Origin of the sequence: Streptomyces sp. NPDC001222 (assembly GCF_042896945.1) — a bacterium.
Lineage (GTDB): Bacteria > Actinomycetota > Actinomycetes > Streptomycetales > Streptomycetaceae > Streptomyces > Streptomyces gibsoniae.
On sequence record NZ_JBIAXT010000018.1, the window covers coordinates 36595 to 50132 of the forward strand.

Annotated in this window: 13 protein-coding genes, 1 pseudogene and 1 riboswitch; of the genes and pseudogenes, 7 read left to right on the plus strand and 7 right to left on the minus strand. The window is 71.2% G+C overall.

Going from position 1 to position 13538, the window contains the following annotated elements; all coding sequences use genetic code 11:
- Window positions 1-11: 11 nt before the first annotated feature.
- The 4 genes from ACFY2Z_RS23480 to ACFY2Z_RS23495 form a co-directional block, all read right to left on the minus strand.
- Window positions 12-749: a YoaK family protein gene (locus tag ACFY2Z_RS23480; RefSeq protein ID WP_390746049.1), complete on the minus strand. Its 738-nt coding sequence runs from the start codon at window positions 747-749 to the stop codon at window positions 12-14.
- Entirely contained in the window at window positions 730-1254 is a 525-nt protein-coding gene (locus ACFY2Z_RS23485; RefSeq protein ID WP_390746050.1) for a DoxX family protein, read from the minus strand. Before ACFY2Z_RS23485 ends, ACFY2Z_RS23480 begins: the two co-directional genes overlap by 20 nt.
- A gap of 49 nt (window positions 1255-1303) precedes the next feature.
- Complete coding sequence (locus ACFY2Z_RS23490) at window positions 1304-1966, minus strand: hydrolase (protein WP_390746051.1); 663 nt, start codon at window positions 1964-1966, stop codon at window positions 1304-1306.
- Window positions 1967-2093: 127 nt separating this feature from the next.
- Window positions 2094-3977 carry an amidohydrolase gene (locus ACFY2Z_RS23495; protein ID WP_390746052.1) on the minus strand — a complete coding sequence of 628 codons (1884 nt, stop codon included), beginning with the start codon at window positions 3975-3977 and terminating at the stop codon, window positions 2094-2096.
- Between the two features lie 286 nt (window positions 3978-4263).
- Between ACFY2Z_RS23495 and ACFY2Z_RS23500 the strand changes: the two genes are divergently transcribed.
- Both ACFY2Z_RS23500 and ACFY2Z_RS23505 read left to right on the plus strand, forming a co-directional pair.
- Window positions 4264-5244: an alpha/beta hydrolase gene (locus tag ACFY2Z_RS23500; RefSeq protein WP_390746053.1), complete on the plus strand. Its 981-nt coding sequence runs from the start codon at window positions 4264-4266 to the stop codon at window positions 5242-5244.
- Between the two features lie 20 nt (window positions 5245-5264).
- A complete protein-coding gene (locus ACFY2Z_RS23505) occupies window positions 5265-5984 on the plus strand; it encodes an alpha/beta fold hydrolase (RefSeq protein WP_390746054.1) in 720 nt (239 codons plus the stop codon).
- Window positions 5985-6078: 94 nt separating this feature from the next.
- Here the strand turns inward: ACFY2Z_RS23505 and ACFY2Z_RS23510 are convergent.
- The 3 genes and pseudogenes from ACFY2Z_RS23510 to ACFY2Z_RS23520 all read right to left on the minus strand — a co-directional run.
- Window positions 6079-6222, minus strand: a pseudogene (locus ACFY2Z_RS23510) (hypothetical protein); the annotation flags it as partial.
- Between the two features lie 205 nt (window positions 6223-6427).
- The gene (locus ACFY2Z_RS23515; RefSeq protein ID WP_390746055.1) at window positions 6428-6994 is read right to left on the minus strand and encodes a TetR/AcrR family transcriptional regulator; all 567 of its coding nucleotides are present in this window, start codon (window positions 6992-6994) and stop codon (window positions 6428-6430) included.
- A 60-nt stretch (window positions 6995-7054) separates the two neighbouring features.
- On the minus strand, window positions 7055-7549 hold the full coding sequence (locus tag ACFY2Z_RS23520) for a MarR family winged helix-turn-helix transcriptional regulator (protein WP_390746056.1): 495 nt from the start codon (window positions 7547-7549) through the stop codon (window positions 7055-7057).
- Between the two features lie 410 nt (window positions 7550-7959).
- Here ACFY2Z_RS23520 and ACFY2Z_RS23525 point away from each other — a divergent pair, with 410 nt between their 5' ends.
- The 5 genes from ACFY2Z_RS23525 (at window position 7960) to ACFY2Z_RS23545 (ending at window position 13522) form a co-directional block, all read left to right on the plus strand.
- Entirely contained in the window at window positions 7960-8844 is an 885-nt protein-coding gene (locus tag ACFY2Z_RS23525; RefSeq protein ID WP_390746057.1) for a glutathione S-transferase C-terminal domain-containing protein, read from the plus strand.
- A gap of 87 nt (window positions 8845-8931) precedes the next feature.
- Window positions 8932-9041, plus strand: a riboswitch (SAM riboswitch).
- A gap of 335 nt (window positions 9042-9376) precedes the next feature.
- On the plus strand, window positions 9377-10357 hold the full coding sequence (locus ACFY2Z_RS23530; protein ID WP_390746058.1) for an amino acid ABC transporter permease: 981 nt from the start codon (window positions 9377-9379) through the stop codon (window positions 10355-10357).
- A complete protein-coding gene (locus ACFY2Z_RS23535) occupies window positions 10354-11139 on the plus strand; it encodes an amino acid ABC transporter ATP-binding protein (RefSeq protein WP_390746059.1) in 786 nt (261 codons plus the stop codon). Before ACFY2Z_RS23530 ends, ACFY2Z_RS23535 begins: the two co-directional genes overlap by 4 nt.
- A 46-nt stretch (window positions 11140-11185) precedes the next feature.
- On the plus strand, window positions 11186-12211 hold the full coding sequence (locus ACFY2Z_RS23540) for a transporter substrate-binding domain-containing protein (protein WP_390746060.1): 1026 nt from the start codon (window positions 11186-11188) through the stop codon (window positions 12209-12211).
- A gap of 102 nt (window positions 12212-12313) precedes the next feature.
- Entirely contained in the window at window positions 12314-13522 is a 1209-nt protein-coding gene (locus ACFY2Z_RS23545) for an LLM class flavin-dependent oxidoreductase (protein ID WP_390746061.1), read from the plus strand.
- Window positions 13523-13538 lie beyond the last annotated feature (16 nt).

The following is a 13538-nucleotide window of genomic DNA, read 5'->3' on the forward strand; positions in this document are numbered from 1 at the left end:
ACGACCCGGTCTCAGGCCTGTGCCCGGACCCAGTCGGCGTCGCCGGACGACAGGCGGTGCGTGGCCAGGGAGGTGACCGCGAGCAGCGCCAGGGCGAGCCCCAGGGCCAGGACGAGACGGACGTGCAGCAGAAGCTGGGCCCCGATGAAGGCGCCGAGGAACATGGCCAGCACCGACAGGGTCCGACGGCCCGGCCGGGGCGCCGCGCCACCCGCGGGGGCCGAGTCCGCGGCCAGCCCGGTCAGGGTCAGCGTGAGTACGGTCGTGGTGAGATCCGGAACGCCGAGCCGCCGGGCCACCGCGTTCTGCAGGCCCATGGCGAGCCCGAGGAACACGATCAGCGTGTACTCGACGCCGGTGGTGACCTTGCCGTCGCCGATCGCGGCGGCGGCCACGGCGACGGCGACCAGGACCGTCTGCACGGCCGTGGCCGTCTTGAGCAGCCTGCCCCGGTGGTCCGCGAACCGCGTGCCCAGCCGGCCGCCGGTCAGCGCGCCCACGAGGAACGACGCCAGCGAGACGACGGAGGCCGCCGCGGACAGGTTCGGGGCTCCCGCCAGCGCGAACCCCAGGAAGACCACGTTGCCCGTCATGTTGGCGACGAAGACATGGCCGAGACCGAGGTAGCTCACGGCGTCGACCAGGCCGGTCACCACCGTCAGGGTCAGCATCAGCGGAGGCAGGGGGCCGTGGCGCTCTCCCCGCGGCGGGACGATCGTACGGTAGGCGTCAGTCAGCAGGCCGCGCATGCGGTGCCCTTTCCACGGTGGGGGACGGCTGGTGCAGCACCACCCGGGTGAGCAGTCCGCTCAGCGGCCCGATCACGATCACTGCGACGGCGATCCACACCGGCCAGGACGTGATGCCCAGGGTGTGGTCGAGGGACCACCGGCCCGGCCCGGTCAGGGCGAGCGCCGCGGAGACGACGACGAGGACGAGCGGGTACTCGTAGCCGTCGTTCTGCACCCACAGCCCCTTGGACCATTTGACGGTGGCCGCCACGGTCATCACACCCATCGCCGCCATGGCGGCCAGCGGGGTGAGCAGCCCGGCGGTCAGGAACAGGCCGGCACCGATCTGACCGCCTCCCGCGACCAGCGCGGTCAGTCGGCCGCCTCGGAACCCGTCGTGACGGAACTCCTCCGTACCGCCTGCCAGGCCGTGGCCTCCGAGGTGGAAACTCACCTTCTGCACTCCGTGGCCGGCGATGAGAAGGCCCACCGCCAGCCGGAGCAGCAGCAGTCCAGCGTTCATCGTGTTCCTGCCTGTTCCTGACTCGTCCTCACTGTGTCGAAGGGTGGGTTCAGCCCGCGGCGTGCGCGCCGATGACGGCCTGCGCGTACACGATGCCGAGACCGTAGGCCCCGCCGTTCTCCTTGACCACGTCCGTGACGGGGCCGTACGTCTCCGTCCGCGCCCAGTCGCGCTGGAGCTCCAGCAGCACCTGCACCCAGGTGACCGGGACCGCGCCGGCCTGGATCATGCGCTGGACGGCGTGCTCGTGCGCCTGCGGGGTGACACCGCCGGACGCGTCCGTGACGACGTACACCTCGTAGCCCTGCGCGAGAGCGGAGAGTGCGGGCAGTACGACACAGACCTCGGTCCACAGGCCCGCGATCACGAGCTTCTTGCGGCCGGTCGCCTTGACGGCCTCGACGAAGGCGACGTCCTCCCAGGCGTTCATCGAGGTGCGGTCGATGATCTTGTGGTCGGGGAAGACGGCCGGCAGCTGCGGCATGATCGGGCCCGAGAAGGACTCGGCGGCCACGGTGCTCAGGACGACCGGGACGTCGAACACCTTGGCGGCCTTGGCCAGGCCCACGGTGGCGTTGATGATCGCGGTGCGGTCGCCGCTGCCCGTCCCGAAGAACATCTGCGGCTGGTGGTCAACGAAGAGCACCGCGCAGTTGTCGGGGGTCAGCAGGTCCGGGCTGGGGGCCGCGGTGACCTCGGAGATGTCGACCATGGGAGTACCTTTCCATGAGGAGCGGCGCGGACGGTCGTCCGCGCCGCGAAGCACCGTCCGTACGGCGGACGGGAGCGGGGTGGTGCCCCGGGCAGGGCGGCGAGGGGCCCGGCCCCGACCGGGGGTTCTAGAGGTCGAAGCAGGGGTCGAAAGGCGCGCTCGCGGTGTCGGCCGTGAGGCCGCGCCGTACGCGCCACTGCCGGTGCTGCTCCGACTCGGCGGCGGCCTGCCCGAGCAACTCCGCCTGGCGGGCGCCCGCGAGGCCCGTCCGGGGCGCCGCCTGGTAGCCGCCGAAGTGCGCCACCGGGCTCCATGCGGGGCTGACCGGAGGCAGTTCCTCGTCGAGGCCCTCGTACTCGGCGGCGGCGTAGACGATCCGGCCGCCGGTGACGGTCAGCACCGACTCGATGTGCGGGATCTCCGCCTCCGGCACGGTGAAGTAGTCGTCGGACAGCACCGCGAGGTCACCGTAACAGCCGGGCCGCAGCACTCCCTTGACCTCCTCCTCGCCGGTCAGCGCGGCGCCCGCGCGGGTGAACATCGCGAGGGCGGTGTGCCGGTCGACACGGCTCGACGCCGGGCGCAGCACCAGATCCCCGACGGTGCGGCCGCTGACCAGCCAGTGCAGGGCCACCCAGGGGTTGTACGTGGAGACCCGGGTGGCGTCGGTGCCGGCGGCCACCGTCAGTCCGCGCTCCAGCATGGACCGGATCGGCGGGGCGACCGCGGCGGCGCCGGGGCCGTAACGGCGCAGGAACGCCTCGCCCTGGAAGGAGAGACGGTTCTGCACGGACAGCGCGCCGCCGAGGGCCACGACCCTGTCGAGGCTGTCCGCGGACACCGTCTCCGCGTGGTCGAACAGCCAGCGGCTGCCGGCCGGGAAGAGCCCCTCCGCGGCGAGCTTCTCGAACACCGCGAGGTCACGGCGGATGGTCTCGTCATAGGTCGCGTGGAGCCGGAAGCCCCAGCCGTTCTCCATGAGCAGCCGGACCGCCTTCTCGAACTCCGCCTCGTAATCGGGGGAGAGTTCCGGGCGGGGCTGGTTGAAGTTCTCGAAATCGGCGGCCGCCCAGGTGAGGTTCTCACCCGCGCCGTTGAGCCGTAGCCATTCGTCACCGTCCGCGGGATCGGCCATTTCAATCCAGCGGGTGAGATCGTCGATCTCCTGCCCCGCCGTCTGCGGGAAGAGGTGATAGGCGATACGCAGGGAAAGGCGGCCTTCCGCGGCCAGTTCCACAACGGTGCTGTAATTTTCGGGGAAGTTCTGGAAACCGCCGGCGGCGTCGATCGCCGACGTGAGCCCGAACCTGTTGAGTTCCCGCAGGAAATGACGGGTCGACGTCTTCCGGTCCTCGCCCTCCAGCACCGGCGCCTTGGCGAGGGTCGAGTAGAGGATGAGCGCGCTCGGCGCGGCCAGCAGCATGCCCGTCGGCTCCCCGCCCCGGCCGCGGACGATCTGCCCGCCCCTGGGGTCGGGGGTGTCCTTGGTGTAGCCGACGGCCTTGAGCGCCGCCCGGTTGAGCACCGCCGACTGGTAGAGATGCAGCACGAACACCGGGGTGTCGGGGGCGGCGGCGTTCAGCTCCGCGACGGTCGGCAGCCGCCGTTCGGCGAACTGCTCGGCCGACCAGCCGCCCACCACCCGTACCCACTGGCCCTTGGGTGTGCGCGCGGCCTGCTCACGCAGCATCGCCAGGCCCTGCCGCAGGGTGGTCACACCGTCCCAGCGCAGCTCGAGTACGTAGTTGAGCCCCCCGCGGATCACATGGAGATGGGCGTCGTTGAGGCCGGGGACCGCCCGGCGGCCGAGCGCGTCCACCACCTTCGTGTGCGCGCCGATGTGGGGAGCCATGTCCTCGTCGTCCCCGAGCACGGTGATGACACCGTCGCGGATGGCCAGCGCCTCCACCTGGGGGCGGCGCGGATCCCCGGTGTGAATCTTCGCGTTGCGGACGACCAGCTCCGCGGCTTCGTCGTCGGTGGTGCGGGGAACCAGCCCCCCGACCGGCATGGGTGACACCTTGTGACCCTCCTGGAATCGAACCCGAGTGAATGGACCGCGGATGCTTCGAGCGCCACGCTAGAACCGCTCCGCCGTATCGAGTGGTCTCCCAGTGCACTGAATGCGTACCGACAGTGCACAGGAATTCCCCGGTCCTTTCCCAGCGGGGCCGTCTGCTGCACCATTCCGTGCGCTGTGGGCACAGCGGCCGTGCACTCGGGGTCAAATACCGGCCGTCAGCCGGTTATAGCGTGCGGAACGACAAGCAACGCCCTTCAGTACGCAGGAGATAGTCATGTCCGATGGCGTCGAACTGATCGAGCCCGTCACGCCGGTCCTTGAGCCGGCCGCGGCCGCCTTCGCGGAAGCCACCGCCAACCCGCCCTATCTGTTCGACCTGGCCCCCGCGGAGGGGCGCAAGGCGGTCGACGAGGTGCAGTCCGGTGAGATCGAGAAGCCGGCGGTGGACGAGGAGTGGATCACCGTCTCCGGCGGTCCGACGGGCAGTGTCCGGGCACGGATCGTCAAGCCGGCCGGTGCCGAGGGCACGCTGCCGGTGATCATCTACATCCATGGCGCGGGCTGGGTGTTCGGCAACGCCCACACCCACGACCGCCTGGTGCGGGAACTGGCCGTCGGGGCGGACGCCGCGGTGGTCTTCCCCGAGTACGACCTCTCCCCGGAGGTGCGCTACCCGGTCGCCATCGAGCAGAACTACACCGTCGCCCGATGGGTCGTGGAGCAGGGCGCTTCCAAGGGCCTGGACGCCACCCGGATCGCGGTGGCCGGTGACTCCGTCGGCGGCAACATGAGCGCGGCGCTGACGCTGATGGCCAAGGAGCGGGGCGGTGTGCCGCTGGTGCAGCAGGTGCTGTTCTACCCGGTCACCGACGCGAGCTTCGACACCGGTTCCTACCACCAGTTCGCCACCGGCTACTTCCTGCGCCGGGACGGCATGCAGTGGTTCTGGGACCAGTACACGACCGACGAGGCCGAGCGCGCCCAGATCACCGCCTCGCCGCTGCGCGCCACCACCGAGCAGCTCGCGGGTCTGCCCCCGGCGCTGGTCATCACCGCCGAGGCCGATGTGCTGCGCGACGAGGGCGAGGCGTACGCCAACAAGCTGCGCCAGGCCGGCGTCCCCGTCACCGCCGTACGGATCCAGGGCGTCATCCACGACTTCGTGATGCTCAACGCGCTGCGTGAGACGCACGGCGCCGAGGCCGCCATCACCATGGCGGTCCGCACCCTGCACGCCGCCCTGCACACCGCCTGAACCAGAGGAAGACAGCACACATGAGCACCTCCACGCCCACCGTCGTCCTGGTCCACGGCGCGTTCGCCGACGCGGCCAGCTGGTCCGGGGTCATCGCCGAGCTGCAGAGCGAGGGCATCGCGGTCGTCGCGCCCCCGAACCCGCTGCGCGGCCTCGCCTCCGACGCCGCGTACATCGCCTCCGTGGCCTCCCGGATCGACGGTCCCGTCGTGCTGGTCGGCCACTCCTACGGCGGTGCGCTGATCACCGTGGCCGGCACCACGGAGAACGTCGTCGGCCTCGTCTACGTCGCCGCCTACGTCCTGGAGGAGGGCGAGAGCCTCGGCGAGCTGCAGGGCCGCTTCCCCGCCTCCCCGCTGGTGAACAACCTGAAGGAATGGACGTACCCCGTCGGGGAGGGTGACACGGCCGTCGAGGTCACCATCGCCGAGGACGCCTTCCCCTCGGTCTTCGCCGCGGACGTGCCCGAGGACGTCACGAAGGTCCTCGCGGTGGCGCAGCGCCCGCTGGCCGCCGGTGCGTTCACGGAGACCGCCTCGGCGGCCGCGTGGCGGACCAAGCCGTCCTGGGCCCTCGTGGCCGGCGCGGACCAGGCGATCAACCCGGAGGTGGAGCGCTTCGGCGCCCAACGGGCCGGGGCGACCGTCGTCGAGCTCTCGGGCGCCTCGCACGCCGTCGCCGTCTCGGAGCCGAAGGAGGTCGCGGCCCTGATCCGCGACGCCGTCCGCGCGACAAGCTGACACATCGTCAAAGATGGCCGTGCGGAGGGTTTCGTGTCCCCTCCGCACGGCCTTTCTCCGTTTTGGACCGATGCGACGAGCCGGCCTCGCCGCCTCAGACGGTGGCGATGTCCCGGCGCGACACCGCCAGATAGGTCACGAAGCCGAGGATGGCCACCGTCCAGGACAGGGTGACCGGGCCCAGGCCCCAGCCCAGACCGCCACGGCCCGGACCGACGGCCATCCAGTCGGCGATCGAGGCGCCGAGCGGACATGCTCATGGCCCGCACGATGACATGCCCAACCGTCGCTCTCCCAGGCCTCTTTGCGAATGTTTTGGGGCTTCTGGTGCATGAGTTGCCACAGGGGCGCTCCAGCCTGAAAGCAACCTGAACACATCAGGGAAATGGCTGGTCAGCGCGCGTTCGGGCGGTAGCGAGGGGGGATCGGCCGCTGTCTCGGTCTCAGTAGTGGGTGATCCCCGCTGTCAGCGTCCGCGTCCACGGGGCCTCCACCTCGTCGGCCCCCATCGACACGATCAGATGGCACAGCATCCCGATGGCGAAGAAGTCCTGCACCTGTTGCTCGCTGCCACCGGACGCGCCGCGCACGTACTCCACCATGCGGGCGTACCCCTGCCGGACGGCCTCGCGCACCGCGGGTTCCGAGACGGCCGCCGCCTGCGCGTGCAGCTGGATCAGCATCAGGTCGTTGTTGCTGATGAGCTTGGCGTAGGAGTCTCCCATGGCGGAGAGCACCACCTCGGGGGAGCTTCCCTCGGCCTCGGCCGCCGCCCGTTCCAGACTCGCCCGCACCTGGACGAAGCAGTGCTCGACCACGGCGACGAACAGCAGCTCCTTGTTGGGGAACAGCCGGTAGACGTACGCCTGGGAGATGCCGGCAGCCTTGGCGACCTCGGCCGTGGTGGTGCCGAAGTAGCCGCGCGCGGCGAACGCCCCGATCGCGGTGCGCAGCACGGTCTCGCGGCGCTCCTCGGCGGTGGACAGCTGGCGGGGGCGGTCTTTCTGCATGTGAGTAGTCAATCAGTCACACTTTGTCCTGTCAAGACGGCCCTCGGCTCGGCCCTGCCGTCACCCGGTGGCCTCCGGCGCCTCCGACAGCAGCCCGCGCAGGGTGTCGCACTCCCGGTGGTCGACCATCTCCAGGACGGCCTGGGAGACGGTCTCGGCCAGCGCCGGAGAGACCTCGCGCAGCAGTCCCCGTCCCTTGTCGGTGAGGGCGACCTCGATACCGCGCTTGTCGCCGCAGACGGAGCGGCGGGTCACCAGGTCCGCATGGTTCAGACAGGCGATCTGGTAGGTCAGCCGGGTCTTGGGGCGGCCCAGCAGCTCGGCGATCTGTGTCATCCGCAGGGCCGCGCCCGGCTGATCGGCCAGCAGGCACAGCACCAGGAACTCGTCGTGGGAGACCCCGAGAGCGTCCTTGACCTGGGAGCGCAGTCGCTGCTCGATGGCTCCGGCCGCCGCCAGCAGCCGCATCCAGGCGCGCAGTTCGGCCGGCAGCAGCCCGTCCTCGTCCGTCCCGTCGGGTCCGGGCTGGTCGTCGGGGGCGGGGGAGTCGGCCATGGTTCCCCAGTCTACTGGCCGACCGTCGGCGGCCCGGAGAACAGAACCAACCACCGTAATCCGCCCCAATTGGGCATCTATGCGGCGCTCTCACTCCGTGGACCACCCTCTTGACGCGGGCCGTAGCCCGATCGACACTCCAGTAGGGATTTCCTAGTGAACAGGTAGGGAAGCATGGGACGCCTGGAGCCGGCCCTCGGCCGAGTGCACCGCCCCCGCCGGCCGTCCCTCCTTCTGACCTCCCGCCGTCACATCGACCTGCTGCGTGTCTGCAGCGCGTCCGCTCCCCTGCGCTGAACCGGCGGCGCCGGGCCCGCGCCCGTCCCGTCCCGCCCCGCATCCGGGGAGTGCCGCCCGCCCGTGGGCCGCCACCCACCGCACCCTCGCGCGACCGAACCCCTGGGAGAGACATGTCCGCCCCTGCCCCGACCGCACTCCCGCTCGCCCGTCCCGCCCCCGCCTTCCGGGGCAGGATCGGCCGCGACGCCCGCAGCGGCCACTACGCCGTACCGCGCCGCTACCGCCTCCACCTGTCGCCGTCCTGTCCGGACTGTCTTCGGATCGCCGTCACCCACAGCCTGCTCGGCCTCGACGAGGTCCTGCCCGTCACCCTGCTGCCCACGGTGCCCGACGGGCCCGGCGGCGAACACTCCGTGCTGCGCCCGCTGTACGAGGCGAGCGCCCATCGCTACTCCGGAGCCGCCGTGGCACCGGTGCTCAGTGACGACTGGTCGGGCCGCATCGTCAGCACGCACGCCCCGGACATCACGCGCGATCTGGCACGCCGCTTCGGCGCAGGCCGCCCCCGGCTCCGTCCGAAGGGCGCCGACGCGGAGATCGAGGGCGTCCGGCGGCTGTGCGCCCAGGGCATCGACGCGGCCGCCCAGCGCGCCGGACGCGCCGACGCCGACGACGAGGAGCGGGGCGCCGCACTCACCTCGCTGCTGCGCACCCTGCGGTCACTGGACGGCCGGCTGGCCCACCAGGAACACCTTCTGGGCGATCAACTCACCGCTGGAGACGTGGAGTTGTGGGTCAGCCTGGTGCAGCTCGACACCGTGCACCGCTGGCACCTGGACGCCGCCGCCGTGCACCGTGTGGCCGGCCATCCGCATCTGTGGGCCTACGCCCGCCGACTGGCCGCCCATCCCGCCTTCGGCCCGCATCTCGACCTCGACGGGATCGCCCGACGGCATCACACGCACTGCCGCGGACTCGAGGCAGCGGGCGCGGCCGTGCAGATCCTCGACTGGGCGGCGCACATCCCCAACGGCACGGCGGCGGCCTCCTGTTGACCGGGAACCGGCGCTCCCGCCCACGTATCACCTGACGGACGCACATTGACAGCGCTTCGGGCGCCTGTCTTAACTAGCGGCCAGAAAGGTCATGAGCGTCAGCGACAAGCCCTGGCTTGCTGACCGGCAACCCTCGCTCCGCGGTGGGGTGCCCCAGGTGACGACCCGACCGGATGACGTTTCGGTAAGCGCGTGGCCCCACAGGCCGGAAGAGTGACGGTGACAGTGATGTACGCAGCTTCGAGGACAGCCGCTTCGCGGCCCCGGGGCTGCGTCCTGCTGTGCGCGAACCGCTCCGTCGATCTGCTGCGCGTCAACAGCGCACTGTGTACCACCCCGGGCTCTGCCCGCTGTCACGGCTGACGGCGTTTCCCCTCCCTGACGCGCACCGCCGCCGCGGTGCGCCCGCGTTTCCCTCCCGCCCCCGGTCCCGTGCGCCTCCCACGCCCCCTCACTCCCGGCCGCCGCTCCTGCTGCCGGGCCGTGCGGTCGCGCGCGCCGCCCGGGGTGTCCGACTCCGCTGGAGCCTGCCTTGAGTGAACCCCTCGGCGCCGCCGTGTCCCTCGCCCCGCCACCGCCCGACGCCATCAGCGCGGGGCCCCCGACGGCACAGCGGGTGCTGCCCCTGCGCCGACCGGGCCGCTGGCTCGCCACCGCCGTCGTGCTCGTGCTGGTGGCCCAGTTCGTCCATGGGCTGGTGTCCAACCCCTTCTACCAGTGGGACCGCTTCGCCTACTGGTTCCTGCGGCCCACCCTCCTCGACGGACTGCTCGTCACCCTCGAAGTGACCGCGCTCAGCGCGGTACTGGGCCTGCTCGGCGGCATCCTCCTCGCCCTGGCCCGGCTCTCCCGGAGCCCCGTACTGCGCGCGGTGAGCTGGACCTATGTGTGGGCGCTGCGTTCCGTACCCCTGATCGTGGTGCTGATCTTCCTCTACAACCTCGGCGCGCTGTACAAGACGTTGAGCATCGGCGTCCCCTTCGGCCCGGCCTTCCTCACCTTCGACGAGTCACGGCTCGCCACCGACATGGCCGTCGCCGTCGTCGGCCTGAGCCTGAACGAGGCCGCCTACGCCGCGGAGGTCGTCCGCGGCGGCATCCTCTCCGTCGACCAGGGCCAGCACGAGGCGGCCGCGGCCCTCGGGCTGCCCAGGGGCCACCAGTTCAGGAGGATCGTCCTGCCGCAGGCCCTCAGGTCCATCGTCCCCGCCTACGTCAACCAGCTGATCGGCCTGATCAAGGGCACCTCGCTGGTGTTCTACGTCTCCCTGCTGGACCTGTTCGGCGCCGCGCAGACCATGGGCAGCACCTACCCCGGCGACATCGTCCCGCTGCTGCTGGTCGTCACCGTCTGGTACCTGGTCCTCACGAGCCTCGTGTCGGTCGTCCAGTTCTACGTCGAGCGGCACTACGCCCGGGGCGCCACCCGGTCCCTGCCGCCGACCCCGTTCCACCGACTCCGCAACGGCCTTCGCGACCTGCGGGAACGTGCGCGCAGGGAGGCCGCCGTATGACCACCGAGGCGCTTTCGACTCCTCCCGCCGCCGTCGAGGTCCACGACGTGCACAAGTCCTTCGGCACCCACCGGGTGCTGAACGGCATCGAGTTGACCGTACGGCCGGGTGAGGTGACGGTGATCCTCGGCCCCTCCGGCTCCGGCAAGTCGACGTTGCTCCGCGTGATCAACCACCTGGAGAAGCCCGAACGCGGCTATGTCAGCGTGAACGGCGAACCCATCGGCGTGCGCCGGCACGGCGACCATCTGAAGGAGCTGAGCGAGCGGACGATCCTGGCCCAGCGCAGCCGTATCGGGTTCGTCTTCCAGAACTTCAATCTCTTCCCGCATCTGACCGTGCTGGACAACGTGACCGCCGCCCCGGTCGCGACCGGCGCGCTGAGCAGACCCGAGGCCGAGGAACTGGCCCGTGACCTGCTCGGGCGGGTCGGACTCGCGGACCGGGCCCGGGCGTATCCCCGGCAGTTGTCGGGCGGTCAGCAGCAGCGTGTGGCCATCGCCCGGGCGCTCGCCCTGCGCCCCGGAGTCATCCTCTTCGACGAACCCACCTCCGCCCTCGACCCCGAACTCGTCGGCGAGGTGCTCGCCGTCATTCAGGACCTGGCCCGTGGCGGCACCACCCTCGTCGTCGTCACCCACGAGATCGGCTTCGCCCACGAGGTCGCCGACCAGGTGGTCTTCATGGACGCCGGCCGGATCGTCGAACAGGGGCCGCCCGCCCAGGTTCTCGACCACCCGCGGCACGAGCGGACCCGGGACTTCCTGAGCAAGGTGCTCTGACCTCACCTCCACCCCTCCCGTCACCCTTCACCGAACAAGGACACCCATGCGTACCCTCAGTCTCCGCATCCGTCTGCGCCGCGGCCTCACCGCGGGCACCGCCGTCGTCACCCTCGCCGCCGGGCTCGCCGCCTGCGGGGGCGACAGCGACGCCGCCACCTCCGTGGGCAGCGCCGCCCCCGGAACGGTCACCGTGGGACAGCTCTCCGACGGCGCGGCCCGGCAGACCACGTTGAAGGTGTCCGAGGTGAAGTCGATCAGCGCCGAGCTGCCCGCGGCCGTGCGCAGAAGAGGCACCCTGGAGATCGGCGTCGGCGCGCTGCCCTCCGGCTTCCCGCCCCTGGCGTACGTCGGCAGCGACCAGAGGACCCTCACCGGCGCCGAACCCGACCTCGGACGTCTGGTGGCCGCGGTCCTCGGACTCAGGCCCGAGGTGAAGAACTCGACGTGGGAGAACCTCTTCGTCGGCATCGACAGCGGCAGGGCGGACGTCGCCTTCTCCAATGTCACCGACACCGAGGAACGCAAGAAGAAGTACGAGTTCGCCTCCTACCGCCAGGACACCCTCGCCTTCGAGGTGCCCGAGAAGAGCACCTGGAACTTCGACGGGGACTACGAGAACCTCGCGGGCAGGACTGTCTCCGTCGGTTCCGGCACCAACCAGGAGCGGATCCTCCTGACCTGGAAGGCGAAGCTCGCCAAGGAGGGCAAGAAGCTCACCGTCAAGTACTTCCAGGACAACAACAGCACCTATCTGGCGCTGGCCGCCGGCCGGATCGACGCGTACTTCGGCCCCAACCCCGCCGTCGCCTACCACCTCACCCGGACCGCGCACACGCCCAGGGCCACCCGCGACGCGGGCACGTTCTCCGGCGCCGGCGAGACGCTCCAGGGGCTGATCGCGGCGACGTCCAAGAAGGGCAGCGGTCTGGCCAGGCCGGTCGCCGACGCCATCAACCACCTGATCCGGAACGGCCAGTACGGCCGATGGCTGGCCGCCTGGAACCTGTCGAACGAGGCCGTCACCAAGTCGGAGACCAACCCGCCGGGCCTGCCGCTCGGCAACTCCTGACCGCCAGCCAGGGCGTGTCGCGAAATTACCGCCCCCGTCGCCGTGCTCGGTCGCGCGGGGGCCCGGCCATCTCGTCACGGACATCCAGGAAGGCGTCCACTCGTGTCCTCAACCTCTGCTTCCCCCCTGCATCTGGCGGTCGCGCTCGACGGCACCGGCTGGCACCCCGCCTCCTGGCGCGAGCCGGGGGCCCGGCCCCGGGACCTGTTCACCGCCGGCTACTGGGCCGATCTGGTCCGGGAGGCCGAACGCGGCCTGATCGACTTCGTGACCTTCGAGGACGGGCTCGGCCCCCAGTCCTCACACCTCCTCGGCCCCGACGAACGCACCGACCAGGTCCGCGGCCGTCTCGACGCCGTCCTCGTCGCCGCCCGGGTGGCCCCGTTGACGCGGCACATAGGGCTGGTGCCGACCGTGGTCGTCACCCACACCGAGCCGTTCCACATCTCCAAGGCCATCGCCACCCTGGACCACGTCAGCACCGGCCGGGCGGGTGTGCGGGTCCGGATCAGCGCGCGCCCGGACGAGGCCGCGCACTTCGGCCGCCGCACCCTGCCCCGTATCGACGCCTACGACAGCCCCGGCGCGTGGGACCTGGTCACCGACCTCTTCGACGAGGCCGCCGACCATGTCGAGGTCGTACGCCGGCTCTGGGACAGCTGGGAGGACGACGCGGAGATCCGCGACGTGGCCACCGGCCGGTTCGTCGACCGCGACAAGCTCCACTACATCGACTTCGAAAGCCGGCACTTCAGCGTCAAGGGCCCCTCCATCACCCCCCGGCCGCCCCAGGGCCAGCCCCTGGTGACCGCGCTCGCCCACCAGACCCTGCCGTTCCGGCTCGTCGCCCGCGCCACCGACCTCGGCTATGTCACCCCGCACGACGCCGCACAGGCCCGCGCGATCGTCACCGAGGTCCGGGCCGAGCAGGCCGCCGCGGGACGGGCCGACGAACCGCTGCACCTCTTCGGCGACCTGGTGGTCTTCCTCGGCGACACCCCCGCCGAGGCCGCCGCCCGCCGGGAACGCCTCGACGCCGCCGCCGGAGAGCCGTACATCGGCGACGCCCGGATCTTTACCGGCACTCCCGCCCAACTCGCCGACCTTATCCAGGAGTTGAGGTCGGCCGGGCTGTACGGCTTCCGGCTGCGCCCCGCCGTCGCCCGGCACGATCTGCCGCTGATCACCCGGGGCCTCGTCCCCGAACTCCAGCGCCGTGGCGCGTTCCGCACCGCCTACGAGGCCGACACCCTGCGCGGGCTGCTCGGACTCGCCCGCCCCGCCAACCGCTACGCCGCGCCCGCCGCCTGAGCCGGAAGGAACCCGA